Source organism: Allobacillus sp. SKP2-8, assembly GCF_007559355.1.
Taxonomy (GTDB): Bacteria; Bacillota; Bacilli; order Bacillales; family Alkalibacillaceae; genus Allobacillus; species Allobacillus halotolerans.
In genome coordinates this window covers 337,615-352,931 of sequence record NZ_VMHF01000001.1, presented here as the reverse complement: position 1 = coordinate 352,931, position 15,317 = coordinate 337,615, and the positions used below count along the sequence as shown (strand labels likewise).

The window sequence follows — 15,317 nt, the reverse complement described above, 5'->3', positions numbered from 1 at the left end:
CACCACAACGAAAGAAAGGTTGCCCGGCGATGAAACCATATAAAGTACTCATAGTAGATGATTCAGCATTCATGAGAAAAATGATTTCCGATATTGTTCAGCAATCTGAGCGATTAGAAGTCGTCGGAACAGCTAGAGACGGAGTAGACGGACTTAAAAAATTGAAAGATCTGAAACCGGACGTTGTAACGTTAGATGTAGAAATGCCTAAGATGAATGGACTAGAAACATTGGAACGAATTATGAAAAGTCATCCCATGCCAGTCGTTATGCTATCTAGTACAACAAAAAGTGGAGCGAAAGAAACGATTGAAGCCCTTCGTATAGGGGCAATCGACTTTATTTCCAAGCCTTCTGGACCCATTTCACTGGATATACATAAAGTGGCATCAGAGATTACCGAGAAAATCATTCAAGCAGCAGAAACATCAAGTGGTCAACAATATCAACATTTACGGAAAAAGTTCGATATAAATAATAACGAGCACATTCCGCCATTTATACATAAACAAACAGTGGTCTGTATTGGCGTTTCAACAGGTGGACCAAAAGCCTTACAACAAGTCATCACTCAGTTGCCCAATGATTTTCATGCACCAGTCGTCATCGTACAACATATGCCTGCGAAATTCACAAAATCACTTGCTGAGCGGCTGGATGAGCTTTCAGCTGTCAAAGTAAAAGAAGCAATACCTGGAGAGATTTTACGCAATGGTGTTGTCTATATTGCACCTGGAGATTATCATCTTCAACTCAAACAACTTAATCGTTCACTTGTCATTGACATCAACCGAGAAGAGCCGGAAAAGGGACATCGACCATCCGTGAATAAGTTGTTTTCATCGGTTGCTACATTAAAAAACACAAATAAACTAGCGGTTGTACTTACGGGGATGGGTACAGACGGAACAGATGGAGCTATGGAACTGAAACAACTTGATACAAGGAGCATCATCATCGCTGAATCCCAGGAAACAGCATTGATTTACGGAATGCCCAAATCTATTGTTGAACATATCAATGGTTGCTTGATCAGACGCTTGGATGAAATCACCTCGACACTGGTGGAATTGGTGAACGAATAGGGAGGAACATTTATGGAGACTAGCCAATATTTAGGTATTTTTATCGATGAAAGTAACGAAAATTTACAGACAATCAACGATGGATTGCTCGACCTAGAAAAAGACCCTACGAATATGGAACATATCGAAGTGATCTTTCGTGCGGCACACACATTAAAAGGTATGTCTGCAACAATGGGCTATGAAGAATTGACGACATTAACACATCAAATGGAAGATGTTCTCGATCTAGTCAGAAACAATCAATTACCAGCATCTACTAATTTGCTGGATATGTTATTGCATGCTGTCGAAAAGCTTGAGGAAATGGTCGGTGATATCTCTTCGGGCGGTGATGGAAAAGGTGTAATACAACCTATTTTAGATCAACTCAAAGCAATCGAGAAAGGTGAAGATGTTTCGGATGATTCTGTAGCTTCCAACCAGGATGTCACTAGCAAAGAACTCACGCTCGATTCGTTTGAAGAAACGGTGATTAACCAAGCAAAAGCAGAAGGTTTACATACTTATCACTTAACGATTCAACTGGCGGATGATTGTTTGCTGAAAGCAGCACGTGTCTATATGGTATTTGAGATCCTAGAGAAGGAAGGCGAAATAATTAAGTCAGTGCCTTCAGTCGAAGTACTTGAAAATGAAGAATTCGATCAACAGTTTGATGTGGCCTATGTGACTTCGATCGAACAGAAAGAAATAACTGACAAAATCATGAAGGTATCAGAAATTAAGCAGGTGAGCATTCAACCAATCGGCAATCAAAAACAAACGGAACGAACAGAAAACATAGGAATAAATCAAGAACCAACAAAACTTGATTCCACAACGAAGGAAGCCCAAGAAAATTCTGGATCCAAACGAAAACAAGCAGCAAATAAAACCATCCGTGTTAATATCAATCGTTTGGATGCATTGATGAATTTGTTTGAAGAGCTAGTCATTGACAGAGGAAGACTAGAACAAATCGCCGATGAAATGGAGCATAATGATTTAACAGAGACGGTCGGTCGAATGACCAGGATTTCCAGTGATTTACAAAGCATCATTTTAAACATGCGTATGGTCCCGATTGAGCAGGTTTTCAATCGTTTTCCACGAATGGTTCGCCAATTGACACGAGAGTTACAAAAAGAGATTCAATTGGATATTGAAGGTGCCGAAACAGAGCTCGATCGAACGGTAATCGATGAGATTGGGGATCCTTTAGTCCACTTAATCCGGAACTCGTTAGATCATGGGATTGAAACGCCAGATGTCCGAGAAAAAATGGGAAAAAATCGCCAAGGACACGTGTTGTTAAAGGCTTATCACAGTGGCAATCATGTGTATATTGAAATTTCTGATGATGGACAAGGAATTAATCGAGAAAAAGTATTGAATAAAGCCATCGAAAATCAGGTGGTCACACCTGAACAAGCGAATCAGCTATCGAATCGAAAAATCGATGAACTCATTTTAGCAAGTGGATTCTCAACAGCGGACGAGATTTCTGATATATCTGGTCGAGGAGTGGGACTGGATGTTGTCAAAAATACAATAGAATCCTTGGGCGGAACAATAGAAATTATATCAGAGGAAGGAAAAGGGACCACGTTTACGATCCAACTCCCACTGACATTATCAATTATCTCAGTCATGTTAAGCACGATTGGTAATGAAACGTATGCCGTACCACTTTCAACAATCATCGAAACGGCGCTGATCAAACCGGAAGAAATCGTTACCGTACAAGGACAACAGATGATGCATTTCAGAGAGTCTGTGATTCCACTTATCTTTTTACGTGATGTGCTGGAAGTGCCAGATTCTGCTAATGAATCTGCCTATGAATCCGTTATCATTGTTCGTAAAGGTGAACAAGTGGCAGGTCTGGTAGTTGATTCACTGATCGGGCAACAAGAAGTTGTTTTGAAAAATTTAGGAAACTATCTAACGAACATATTTGCCATATCAGGGGCGACAATACTCGGCGATGGAGAAGTGGCGTTAATCATAGATACGCATTCACTAATTAAATAAGGAGGCTGTTTAGATGAGCAAAGTGTCAAAAGAAGTTAAAGTGATCGTCTTCAGGTTGCAAAATGAAGAATATGGGGTGCCAATCGATTATGTCGGTTCAATCGAGAGAATGCTAGAAATTACTCGGATTCCCAATACACCGAAGTTTATTAAAGGAGTCATAAACTTACGTGGTATTGTCACACCGGTCATTGATTTACGTGAGCGTTTTGGTATGGAAACGAGTGAGTATTCTAATCGGTCAAGAATGATTATCGTGCACATTGATGATAAAGAAGTCGGTATGATTGTTGATGAAGCGAACGATGTTGTTGACTTGAGTGAAGATGACATTGAAACACCACCAGAAGTAATTGGTTCGGTGGACACTGATTATGTCCGTGGTGTAGCCAAATTGGAACATCGGTTATTAATTCTGTTAAATCTTGATCGAGTACTCTCCAATGAAGAAGTGAATCAGTTATCAGCAGTGGAAAAATAACTCTGCTGGTGGAAAGGAAGTATTATGAATCATCCTTTTGATTATACAGCGATCCACAAAGATGTTTTAAAAGAAATCGCTAATATCGGTGCGGGTAACGCTGCGACGTCATTATCTGAAATGTTGAATCAACCCGTACACATGAAAACGCCAGTTGTACATGTTGTTTCCTTTGATGAAATGATGGAAAGGGCAGGTGGGAAGGAAGAAGTACAAGCTGCTATTCATGTAGAGTTACAAGGACGGTTAAAAGGAAGCATGTTTTTTGTGATTGATCCGGCTGAAGCAGAAGAATTTGTTGGATTGCTGACCGGCAATAAGAACTTATCCTTAATAGAAGGCGATTCATTCGCAATATCTGCTTTTATGGAATTAGGAAATATTTTAACTGGATCCTATGTGCGTGCGTTATCTGACTTTACAAATTTGGAAATACATCAATCCGTTCCTTCTGTCGCTATAGATATGCTGGGTGCAATGTTGACTGCAGGTCTAATCGAAATTTCGCAAGTATCCGACCACGCAATTATGATTGAAACAGTTTTCAGTGATGAAACATCGGAAAAGAACCCATTACAAGGTCATTTTATTTTATTACCGGACCCAGAAGCATTTCAACAAATTTTTGAAGTATTGGGAGTTGCCGATCATGAGTAAGGTTCTGGGTGCTGTCAAGGTTGGAATAGCTGATTTAAACGTAGTCGAACACCCAGGATCGATTTCCACAATCGGACTAGGTTCGTGTGTTGGCGTTGTGATCTATGATGAACAAATCCGTATAGCTGGATTGGTCCATGTGATGCTTCCTGATTCGTCAATTGCCAAAACTGAGGATTTTAAACAAGGTAAATTTGCAGATACGGGAATTGCGACACTAATTGAAATGATGCTGCAAAAGAATGCTAAAAAGAGCCGAATGAAAGCTAAAATTGCGGGTGGAGCTCAAATGTTCACCAATCAAAGCGGGAAAGATACAATCCGGATTGGGCCAAGAAATATTGATGCAGTAAAAGAAGTGCTCACAGAGCATAACATACCACTCCTTGCTGAAGATGTTGGCGGAAATAAAGGCCGGACAATCGAATTCAGTACGGAGAGTTTACTTTTGAAGGTTCGGACCATACAGCAAGGTGAACAGTTCATATAATCAGAAAGCCTGAGTTTCAGGAGGTTACATATTATGGTATTAACCGAAGATTCCTTGAAGACAATTTGGAAAAAATGGCAACAGGATAAGGATGAGCAAGCTGGGAATAAATTGGTTGAACACTACATGCCACTAGTGGATTATCAAGTCAACCGCATTTATACAACATTACCGAAGAATGTGGAAAGACAGGATATAAAAAGCTTGGCTTTTATGGGGTTGGTTGATGCATTAGAAAAGTTCGATCCCAACCGTGATTTAAAATTCGATACGTACGCTTCTTTTCGCATAAAAGGTTCGATCATTGATGGTTTACGAAAGGAAGATTGGCTGCCAAGGTCTGTCAGAGAAAAAGCAAAAATAGTCGAGCAAGCAACGGAGCGATTGGAAAAGAGATTGAATCGAGAACCAAAAATCAGTGAAATCGCAAATGAAGTCGGCATATCCCACCAAGAAACCTCAGAAATTGTAAAAGATACACTTGTCGCAAATTTTCTATCGATTGAAGAACAAAAAAGTGAACAACAACCCGAGCATCGGGAGAGCTTAAGGAACACCATACCAGATAGACAAGCGTATACGCCGGAAGAGTCCAGCTTGAAAAAAGAGCAAATCAATGAATTGGTAACAGTGATTACAGAACTGAATGAAAAAGAACAGCTTGTCCTACAACTATTTTATAAAGAAGAATTGACATTCACAGAAATTGGGGGGATTCTTCAACTCTCGACTTCTCGAATTTCACAGATACATACAAAATCCATTGCAAAACTGAAAAGCCTTTTAACGACTGTTCAATAAATCGTTCAGTGACTAGGAGTGAAAAAAACTTGGATTTGTCGAGCGTCTTTCTAATCCAGATTAGTGATGATAAAATGCAAGCACTTATAGAGTTTAACCGTGAGGTATTACAACATCGATCTACCCAAGAATTACACGAACTAAAAGAACAAATTCATTTAAAAGATCTTTTTGATTTTGCTCGTTCGAAAAACGTAACATATGGGTTGTTGGAAGATGTTTTATTAACGATGATTAAAAACTTTCGAATTAACCAAGATCCCGTTGTCTTTGCAAGAGGGCTTGCGCCTCAACATGGGAAGAATGGTATGTTGAAATATCACGTACAATTAGGAACAACAATCGAGATAAACGATCAAGAGCATATTGACTTCAAAGAAATCATGGTCATTCCAAAGGTCGAAACAGGCACGAAATTAGTTACCATTATTCCGCCAACAGAATCAAAGGATGGAATGAATGTTACAGGTAACGTAGTTAAGGCAAAGCCCGGGAAACCAGCAGTTATGAAGGCTGGAAAAAATACAGAATTTCAGGAAGAGCACCAGGCAATATTTGCTACCGGAAGCGGCCAAGTCAGTTTGATTTCAAAACAAATACAAGTACTTCCTGTTTATGAAGTGAAAAAATCGGTGAGTATGGAGACAGGCAACATTGATTTTAATGGTTCAATCGTTATAAATGGTGACGTTCCCACAGGTTTCTCTTTAAAGGCAAGAGGCGATATAACGATTCAAGGGACTGTCGAAGCTGCCACCCTGGAAGCCGGGGGTTCGATTTTTGTCCATGAGGGTGTATATGCGGCTGGTAATGGAAGACTTGATGCCGGAATGGATATTCGCGTACGGAATATTAATCAAGCAAATCTTAAAGCAGGTAGAAATATCATTATTGAAAATTCTTGTTTACATAGTCACATCGATGCTCAAGATATGCTCTATTGCCACCGAGGACATATTATTGGAGGACATATATCTGTCGGTAAGAAAATTGAAGGAAATGATTTCGGCAATCGTTTAGAAACAAAGACAGAAGTTTATTTAGGCCATAGTATGGATGTCATGCATTTGTATAATGAACTAGAGTCAAAAATTGAACAAGCCCAAGACCAATTAAAAAAGTTAAAACTATTGGGAGAACGTTTAGAAGAAGTCAAACAAATTAGGGATCTATCAAGCAAAGAACGTGTAGCGATGTTGCGTCAAAGAAACACGTATAACATGACAAAGATTGAACTTGAGAAGTTGCTTGAAAAACAATTTACATTGAACGAAGAGAAGGAAGCATTTGATTTTTTGAAAATGGATGTAAATGGTATCCTGTATCCAAATGTTCATGTAATGGTCGGAAAGTACTCCATGTCCATTCAACAAGAATATAAACACGTATCGGTTGTCTACAAACATCAAGATTTTTCGATCATTCCTTTATAAAAAAAGGAGTGAGTTAAGTGAGTTGGAAGGGTGTAGAATTACAAGTCGCACTGCCGAGAGTTCAAGAACACAGTCAACTCCAAGATCAACTGCAACAACGCGGCAAACAAAGTCAAGACTTTATCGGCCAGAATCATTTAAAAGAAGCAGAAAAGATGCGAAAAGCAGTAATAAAATCAGAACAAAAAGATCAAACGCAAATTCATAGGGATGCAGATGATAGCAACCAAGTCCGACAATCAAACGAACATCACAGACCTTTGAAACAGCAACGAACAGAGGAAAATAGATTAAATCATCCTTATTTAGGAAAGAAGATTGATTATTCACGCTAGCGATTGGAGAAGGGTTCGACGTGTTACTATTAAGCTTAATTTTACATGGCGTTACATTCATTTTTCTGTTTCTTCTCTATCAGAAACTTCAGGAAAATAAAGAGCGAGAAAATGTTATTGAACAGAAAGAAAAAGAAATTGATGAACTATTCCATAATTATTTAGTAGAGATCAAGGAAGAGAACCAGAAATTCACCGAACAAATAAACAAAATGAAAAAACAACAAGATAAGCAAAGAACGCAACAGCAACAAAGCAAAGAATCAGTCATAGAAAAAGAGGATTCGACCGAATTTGAAGAGGAGCCCTTCTTTACCAAAGAAAACTTCCCCGATGAACTGGATTATGAACCACTTATTCCACAAGAAGAACATGAGCCGGTGTATGAGCTAACAATGGAAAGCCGAGTGATGCACCTTTACGATCAAGGCTATTCAGCAGATCAAATTGCTAAACAATTAAACGTAGGTGTGACAGAGATCGAACTAATGATTAAAATTCATACACAATTGTCGAATTAACACTTGCTAGTGTAAAATCAATATGATATATTTACTTTTGGTGTTAGTACACACGCTCGTCGAAACAGTACAGTGGTGCTTTCAAAAAGTTCTGTTCTGTTGATGAAGTGAGCGGAGGAATATAAAAACCATAGGAGGAATGAACAATGGCAGCAATTTCAATGAAACAATTGCTAGAAGCAGGTGTGCATTTTGGCCACCAAACACGTCGTTGGAATCCGAAGATGAAAAAATACATCTTCACGGAGCGTAACGGCATTTACATCATCGATCTACAAAAAACAGTTAAAAAGGTTGATGAAGCATTTAACTTTGTGAAAAACTTGGCACAAGACGGAGGGAAAGTTTTATTCGTCGGTACCAAAAAACAAGCACAAGATACAATTAGAGACGAAGCAATTCGCTCTGGTATGTACTACGTTAACCAACGTTGGTTGGGTGGTACATTGACAAACATGCAAACCATTCAAAAACGAGTAAATCGTTTGAAAGACATCGAAAAAATGGAAGAAGACGGTACGTTCGACGTATTACCGAAAAAAGAAGTTGTTATGATTCTTAAAGAAAAAGAACGTCTTGAAAAGTTCTTAGGTGGCGTTAAAAATATGAACGGCTTACCAGACGCTGTATTCATTGTCGACCCACGTAAAGAAAGAATTGCTGTGAAAGAAGCACAGAAATTGAATATTCCAATCGTAGCGATGGTTGATACAAACTGTGATCCAGACGAGATTGATTACGTGATCCCAGCAAATGATGACGCAATCCGTGCGGTTAAGTTACTTACTTCCAGAATGGCTGATGCAATTCTAGAAGTAAAACAAGGTGAAGAACTGCAAGATACAACTTCTGAAGAAGAAGCAACGAGTGAAGAAACAGAAGAGAAAAAGACAGAAGAAAAAGTAGAAGAGTAAAAGGTAAAGGGTGATAAGGGGGAACAGAACCTTTTATCACCCTTTTTTAGAAAACTTTCGTCTTAACGATATGATACCCAATTACCTGAAGGAGGAATTCTTATGGCAGTAAATGCGAAAATGGTTAAAGAATTACGTGAAAAAACAGGCGCAGGAATGATGGATTGTAAAAAAGCGTTAACTGAAACGGATGGAGATATGGATAAAGCTGTTGAATATCTTCGTGAAAAAGGAATTTCTAAAGCAGCAAAGAAAGCAGACCGCATTGCGGCAGAAGGATCAGCTCATATCAAAGTTGACGGAAATGCTGCTGTATTGATCGAAGTAAACAGTGAAACAGACTTTGTTGCAAAGAACGATCAGTTCAAGGAACTATTGGATGCTTTAGCAAGCCATATTCTAAGTCAAAATCCTTCTACAGTAGAAGAAGCTCTTGAACAGCCATTGAATGGTGAAGGCGATACCGTACAAGAGTTCATCAATAAAAACATTGCACAAATTGGTGAAAAACTATCACTTCGTCGCTTTGGCCTACTAACAAAAGATGACAATGCTGCGTTTGGTGCTTATACTCACATGGGTGGCCGAATCGGAGCGTTAACCGTATTGGAAGGTACAACAGATGAATCTGTAGCAAAAGATGTTGCTATGCATATCGCAGCAGTTAACCCTCGATTTGTATCTCGTGATGAGGTTCCGCAAAATGAAGTGGATCAAGAACGCGAAATGCTAAAAACTCAAGCATTGAATGAAGGTAAACCTGAGCATATCGTTGAGAAAATGGTCGAAGGACGTTTAGGTAAATTCTTTGAAGAAATTTGCCTATTGGAACAAGGTTTCGTTAAAGATCCAGATCAAAAAGTTAAAAAATATGTAGAATCAAACGGCGCATCAGTAACAGAATTCGTCCGTTACGAAGTTGGCGAAGGTATGGAAAAACGTGAAGAAAACTTTGCTGACGAAGTAATGGGTCAAATCAAAAAATAAGCTGTTCCCAAGTCCTTTGTTCATGTGGCGCTCATATGAACCATAGCGAAATTTTATATGAACATTCATCTTACTTGAATGGGTGGCAAGAAAATAGGGAACACGGAGAACGTGTTCCCTATTTTTAAAAGAATCTATTTAGCTAATCATTTTTAACAGCACATGTTTGATGAATAGCTTACATATAATTGATGGAGGTAGCTATGTCGACACCAAAATACAAACGAATTGTACTAAAATTAAGTGGTGAAGCATTAAGTGGAGAAAAAGGTAGTGGCATTGATCCAACGTTTATCAAATCAATAGCCCAACAAATAAAAGAAATTCATGATTTAGGTATAGAAATTGCCATTGTCGTTGGCGGAGGAAACCTTTGGCGTGGTAAGATAGGTAGTGAAGTTGGAATGGACCGTGCAAATGCCGATTATATGGGCATGTTGGCGACAGTCATGAATTCACTGGCCTTGCAAGACAGTTTAGAGAACTTCGATGTCCAAACACGTGTCCAAACCTCCATTGAAATGAGACAAGTTGCAGAGCCTTATATTCGCAGAAAAGCAATGCGACATTTGGAGAAAAAGCGTGTGGTAATCTTTGCTGGAGGTACCGGGAATCCATACTTTTCTACAGACACAACGGCAGCCTTACGAGCAGCAGAAATTGAAGCAGATGTCATTTTAATGGCAAAAAACAATGTAGATGGTGTCTATTCCGCTGATCCGAAAATGGATCAAGAGGCAATGAAGTTCAGTGAGTTATCCTATTTGGATATCTTGAACAAAGGGCTTGCGGTCATGGATTCTACAGCGACTTCATTATGTATGGATAATAATATTTCATTAATTGTATTTTCCATCATGGAAAAAGGAAATATCAAACGCGTATTATTAGGAGAAGACATCGGTACAGTAATTAGGAGGAAATATTCATGAGTCAATCAATCATTAATGACACAAAAACAAAAATGAATGATGCTGTTAAAGCTTTTAGTAGACAACTGGCTACAGTTCGAGCAGGTCGTGCCAACCCGGCCATTTTGGATACGGTGTATGTGAATTATTATGGTGCCAACACGCCGTTGAATCAATTAGCGACAATTTCAGCACCAGAAGCACGCTTACTTGTCGTCACGCCATTTGATAAATCATCGATCGGTGATGTCGAAAAGGGTATTCTGAAAGCAGACTTAGGATTGACACCAAATAATGACGGAAATGTCATTCGAATCAATATTCCTGCATTGACAGAAGAAAGAAGAAAAGAATTGGTGAAAGTTTCACGGAAATATGCTGAAGAAGCTCGTGTTCAAGTCAGAAATATTCGACGTGAAGCTAACGACCAACTGAAAAAACAAGAAAAAGATAGCGAAATTACTGAAGATGAACTACGTGCTAATCAAGATGAAGTTCAAAAAATCACTGATAATAGTATCGGTGAAATTGACTCTAGTTTAGAAGCAAAAGAAAAAGAAATTTTAGAAGTGTAATTAGCTTCTCGCATGATTAACATAAGCTTTCGCTGTGTGAAGCGAAAGCTAAATTTTTCTATATACTCTTTTACTTAGTGAGGGATTGGTATGTTTACTCGGTCGAAAGAAAAGCAATCCGTTCAAAAAGAAATCGATCCATCCAATTTACCGGAACATATTGCCATTATCATGGACGGAAATGGACGGTGGGCAAAAAAGAGGGGATTGCCTCGGATTGCCGGACACCGGGAAGGAATGAAAACCATCCAAAAGATGGTTGAACGTGCCGTTGAACTAGATCTTAAAGCGTTAACATTGTATGCTTTTTCCACTGAGAATTGGAAAAGACCAATGAATGAAGTGGAGTTTATTATGAAACTTCCCTCTCAGTTTTTGGACACTTACTTACCAGATTTAGTAAAGAACAATGTGAAAGTAACAACGATTGGCGACTTTGACGCCTTGCCTAAATATACAAAAGAAGCAGTCAGTTATTCTGTAAAAAAAACAGAGAATAACACAGGATTGATCCTTAACTTCGCAATTAATTATGGCAGTCGCAAAGAAATATTAGATGCTGTGAAGCAAATTTGCTTGGATTATCAGGAAGGTCAAATGGACCTTGATGATCTGGATGAAAAAGCGTTTTCAAATTATTTGACCACAAATTCGTTGAGTGATCCCGATTTGGTTATTCGTACAAGTGGTGAACAACGCATTAGCAATTACTTGTTATGGCAAATCGCCTATTCAGAATTTTATTTTACAGAAAAACTTTGGCCGGATTTTAATGAAAAAGCCTTGGATATGGCTATTTTAGCTTATCAAGACCGTAAGAGAAGGTTTGGTGGGTTATAGGCAGTTAGGTGGATGTATAATGAAAGAAAGAATAATTACCGCAATTATTGGATTGATTTTATTTATTCCGCTTGTCCTATTCGGAGAGTGGCCATTTGTTGTTATGGTGTTTCTATTAGCAACCATCGCTTTTTTTGAGTTGATGAGAATGAATAATGTGCCTTTCAATTCCTTTCCTGCAATCGTTGGAGTGGTTATGCTATGGTTGCTTTTATGTGATGAAAAGGTTTTGCCTTTTGCAGAACGAATTCCTTTAAGCCGTATAGAAATCATCTTTTTAGCTTTTCTGTTATTATTGGCTTATACGGTTCTCGTCAAAAACAAATTTACATTTAATGGTGTTTCCTACGTACTGACTTCTGCACTATACATAGGGATTGGGTTTTCATACTTTATTGAAACACGCTATGACGGTTTGGAATATGTTGTCTTTGTGTTAGTTGTCATTTGGTTAACAGATACAGGGGCATTCTTTACCGGTAAGTTCCTTGGTAAAAATAAACTGTGGCCGGCAATCAGTCCAAAGAAAACGATTGAAGGTTTTTTTGGTGGCGTGATCATCTCCGTTATTGCTGTATTGATCCTACAATCTGTTACAACCATTCATGATAATTTATTAATCTTACTATTAGTCACTATATTTGCCTCGATTACAGCACAAATCGGTGACTTGGTTGAATCTGCTTTAAAGAGACATATGGGAGTCAAGGATTCAGGGCAGATACTACCAGGTCATGGCGGCATCCTCGATCGCTTCGATAGCTTGATCTTTATGGTGCCATTTTTACACTTCATACACTTTTTTTAATTGAACGAACTTGATAAGTTGAGGGTTGTATAATGAAAAACATTACATTATTAGGTGGGACAGGTTCAATTGGTGAACAAACTGTCGAAGTGATTGAACAGCTTCCGGAATATCGATTATTTGCCTTTGCTTTTGGAAAGCGTGTAGACAAAGCACTTGAGTTGGTAGAAAGATTAAAACCAGAATGGATTATCGCTGGTGATCGGGAAGCCAAACAAGAAATTGAAAAAAAGATTTCTTTTCAAGCGAAAATATCTTATGGAATGGAAGCTTTATGCGAAGTTGCTGCCCATGAACAGACGGATATGGTTGTCAATGCACTACTCGGAAGCATCGGACTTAAACCGACTTTGGATGCAATTCGTGCGAGAAAACAAATCGCTTTTGCCAATAAAGAGACGTTAGTCACTGCTGGGCATATAGTGATGGAAGAAGCGAAGAAGTATGGTGTGGATTTACTGCCAGTGGACAGTGAACACGCAGCCATTCACCAATGCTTGCGTGGAGAAAAGCAAGACCAACTTAATCGTTTGATCATCACTGCTTCTGGCGGTAGCTTTCGGGATTATTCTCGTGATGAATTGATCGGTGTCAAAAAAGAAGATGCGTTAAAGCATCCGAATTGGGATATGGGTGCAAAAATCACGATTGATTCGGCTACAATGATGAATAAAGGATTAGAAGTCATTGAAGCTCACTGGTTATTCCAGGTACCATATCAAAAGATTGATGTACTCATGCACAAAGAAAGTGTCATCCATTCTATGGTAGAATTCAATGACTTAAGTGTAATGGCACAATTGGGAACTCCAGATATGCGGATTCCTATTCAGTATGCATTGACTTATCCGAATCGTACAGACTTCTCATTAAGTGAAGGATTAGATTTATTGAAGTTTCAAGAGCTTCATTTCAATGAGTTGAGTTTTGAAAGATTCCCTTGTTTGAGGATGGCTTATGAAGCCGGAAAAGCAGGCGGAAGTGCACCAACTGTTTTAAACGCTGCCAATGAAGTCGCTGTTCAGTTATTTTTGGACGACCAGATCACTTTTTTGGAAATCGAACAACTCATAGAAGATGCATTACAGAAACATCAAGTAATTGAGCAACCTGATTTGGAAACAATTCTTGCTGTTGACCAAGATACGAGAAAACGCATTTTGAGTGTTTACTCGTAAAGGAAGGTGCTAGTGTATGAATACAATCATTGCCTTTATATTTATGTTTGGCTTATTGGTGTTTATCCATGAATTGGGACACCTAATCTTTGCCAAGCGTGCAGGAATGCTTGCAAGGGAATTCGCAATTGGTTTTGGTCCGAAAATCTTTTCTCATCGAAAAGATGAAACACTGTATACGATTCGAATGTTACCAATCGGTGGGTATGTGCGTGTTGCCGGGGACGATCCAGAAATTGTGGAATTGAAGCCAGGTTATCATATAGGCATTGAATTCAATGAGCAAAACAAAGTGAACAAAATCATCGTCAATAATAAATCGAAGCATCCGAATGCCAAAGTTGTTGAAGTTGAACAGATCGATCTCGACCATGATTTGACACTTGTATGTCATGAGCTCAATACAGAAGAGAGAAAACAGTACGATGTTGACCGAAAAGCGTTATTTGTCATGGACGAAAAAGAAACATTGATTGCTCCATACGATCGTCAATTCGGTTCAAAGTCAGTCGGAAAAAAAGCGATGCAAGTATTTGCTGGTCCATTGATGAACTTCCTGCTAGCTATCGTCATATTTTGGGGACTTGGTTTTATTCAAGGCGTTCCAGTTGAAGAAGCATCTTTAGGTAGTGTGCAGGATGGTTCTCCAGCAGAACAAGCTGAACTGATCGCAGGAGATACCATTACTTCGATTGACGGAAAAGAAATTGATGACTGGACCGAGTTTGTTCTTTATGTGCAGGAGCGACCTAGCGAAGAAATCGCATTGACCGCTGACCGTGATGGTAAAACGATTGAAACTTCACTTGTCACCAATTCATACGAGACAGAAACTGGTGAAATGATTGGTCGGATTGGTGTGAAGCGAGACTTCGATAAAGCACCATTAGAAGTATTCAGTTATGGTTTTACTCAGGTTTATGAGATCGGCACACTGATACTAGATGCTCTCGGTATGCTTGTAACGGGTCAATTATCACTGGATGCTTTAGCAGGTCCTGTAGGTATTTATACAGCGACAGATGAAGTTGTACAAACAGGAATCTTGAACTTCTTTATGTGGACAGCAATGCTCAGTATTAACTTAGGAATTGTAAATCTATTACCACTTCCAGCGTTGGATGGTGGTCGTCTGATGTTCCTAGGCTATGAAGCAATTCGAGGTAAACCACTCGACCCACAAAAAGAAGGGATTTTCCACTTTATTGGTTTTGCTTTACTGATGTTGTTAATGATTGCTGTCACGTGGAATGACATTGAACGATTGTTTATGTAAATGCGTTAT

Annotated in this window: 17 protein-coding genes; all 17 read left to right on the top strand. The window is 38.9% G+C overall.

The genetic code is table 11. The features are described 5' to 3' along the window. The first annotated feature begins 29 nt into the window (after positions 1–29). The 17 genes from FPQ10_RS01805 to rseP all read left to right on the top strand — a co-directional run bounded on the left by FPQ10_RS01805 (position 30) and on the right by rseP (position 15,308). The gene (locus FPQ10_RS01805; protein ID WP_144159338.1) at positions 30–1,085 is read left to right on the top strand and encodes a protein-glutamate methylesterase/protein-glutamine glutaminase; all 1,056 of its coding nucleotides are present in this window, start codon (positions 30–32) and stop codon (positions 1,083–1,085) included. Positions 1,086–1,097: 12 nt separating this feature from the next. Continuing rightward, on the top strand, positions 1,098–3,101 hold the full coding sequence (locus tag FPQ10_RS01800; protein WP_144159335.1) for a chemotaxis protein CheA: 2,004 nt from the start codon (positions 1,098–1,100) through the stop codon (positions 3,099–3,101). 13 nt (positions 3,102–3,114) lie between these two features. After that, positions 3,115–3,582: a chemotaxis protein CheW gene (locus FPQ10_RS01795; RefSeq protein WP_144159332.1), complete on the top strand. Its 468-nt coding sequence runs from the start codon at positions 3,115–3,117 to the stop codon at positions 3,580–3,582. 24 nt (positions 3,583–3,606) lie between these two features. Then, positions 3,607–4,239 carry a chemotaxis protein CheC gene (locus FPQ10_RS01790; RefSeq protein WP_144159329.1) on the top strand — a complete coding sequence of 211 codons (633 nt, stop codon included), beginning with the start codon at positions 3,607–3,609 and terminating at the stop codon, positions 4,237–4,239. Further along, a complete protein-coding gene (locus FPQ10_RS01785) occupies positions 4,232–4,729 on the top strand; it encodes a chemotaxis protein CheD (RefSeq protein WP_144159326.1) in 498 nt (165 codons plus the stop codon). Before FPQ10_RS01790 ends, FPQ10_RS01785 begins: the two co-directional genes overlap by 8 nt. A gap of 33 nt (positions 4,730–4,762) precedes the next feature. After that, entirely contained in the window at positions 4,763–5,530 is a 768-nt protein-coding gene (locus tag FPQ10_RS01780; protein ID WP_144159323.1) for a FliA/WhiG family RNA polymerase sigma factor, read from the top strand. Between the two features lie 29 nt (positions 5,531–5,559). Further along, complete coding sequence (locus FPQ10_RS01775; protein WP_144159320.1) at positions 5,560–6,963, top strand: flagellar assembly protein A; 1,404 nt, start codon at positions 5,560–5,562, stop codon at positions 6,961–6,963. A gap of 17 nt (positions 6,964–6,980) precedes the next feature. Continuing rightward, the gene (locus tag FPQ10_RS01770; RefSeq protein WP_144159317.1) at positions 6,981–7,298 is read left to right on the top strand and encodes a hypothetical protein; all 318 of its coding nucleotides are present in this window, start codon (positions 6,981–6,983) and stop codon (positions 7,296–7,298) included. 20 nt (positions 7,299–7,318) lie between these two features. After that, positions 7,319–7,819: a DUF6115 domain-containing protein gene (locus tag FPQ10_RS01765; protein ID WP_144159314.1), complete on the top strand. Its 501-nt coding sequence runs from the start codon at positions 7,319–7,321 to the stop codon at positions 7,817–7,819. A 146-nt stretch (positions 7,820–7,965) separates the two neighbouring features. Continuing rightward, on the top strand, positions 7,966–8,733 hold the full coding sequence (gene rpsB / locus FPQ10_RS01760) for a 30S ribosomal protein S2 (RefSeq protein ID WP_144159311.1): 768 nt from the start codon (positions 7,966–7,968) through the stop codon (positions 8,731–8,733). A gap of 102 nt (positions 8,734–8,835) precedes the next feature. Further along, on the top strand, positions 8,836–9,720 hold the full coding sequence (gene tsf, locus FPQ10_RS01755) for a translation elongation factor Ts (RefSeq protein WP_144159308.1): 885 nt from the start codon (positions 8,836–8,838) through the stop codon (positions 9,718–9,720). A gap of 203 nt (positions 9,721–9,923) precedes the next feature. Further along, the gene (gene pyrH, locus FPQ10_RS01750) at positions 9,924–10,652 is read left to right on the top strand and encodes a UMP kinase (protein WP_144159305.1); all 729 of its coding nucleotides are present in this window, start codon (positions 9,924–9,926) and stop codon (positions 10,650–10,652) included. Continuing rightward, entirely contained in the window at positions 10,649–11,206 is a 558-nt protein-coding gene (gene frr, locus FPQ10_RS01745; protein ID WP_144159302.1) for a ribosome recycling factor, read from the top strand. Before pyrH ends, frr begins: the two co-directional genes overlap by 4 nt. A 90-nt stretch (positions 11,207–11,296) precedes the next feature. Continuing rightward, the gene (locus FPQ10_RS01740; RefSeq protein ID WP_144159299.1) at positions 11,297–12,046 is read left to right on the top strand and encodes an undecaprenyl pyrophosphate synthase; all 750 of its coding nucleotides are present in this window, start codon (positions 11,297–11,299) and stop codon (positions 12,044–12,046) included. A 19-nt stretch (positions 12,047–12,065) separates the two neighbouring features. Continuing rightward, the gene (locus FPQ10_RS01735; RefSeq protein ID WP_144159296.1) at positions 12,066–12,854 is read left to right on the top strand and encodes a phosphatidate cytidylyltransferase; all 789 of its coding nucleotides are present in this window, start codon (positions 12,066–12,068) and stop codon (positions 12,852–12,854) included. Between the two features lie 32 nt (positions 12,855–12,886). Then, entirely contained in the window at positions 12,887–14,032 is a 1,146-nt protein-coding gene (gene dxr / locus FPQ10_RS01730; RefSeq protein WP_144159293.1) for a 1-deoxy-D-xylulose-5-phosphate reductoisomerase, read from the top strand. Positions 14,033–14,048: 16 nt separating this feature from the next. Then, positions 14,049–15,308, top strand: a complete 1,260-nt coding sequence (rseP, locus tag FPQ10_RS01725; protein WP_144159290.1) for an RIP metalloprotease RseP — start codon at positions 14,049–14,051, stop codon at positions 15,306–15,308. Positions 15,309–15,317 lie beyond the last annotated feature (9 nt).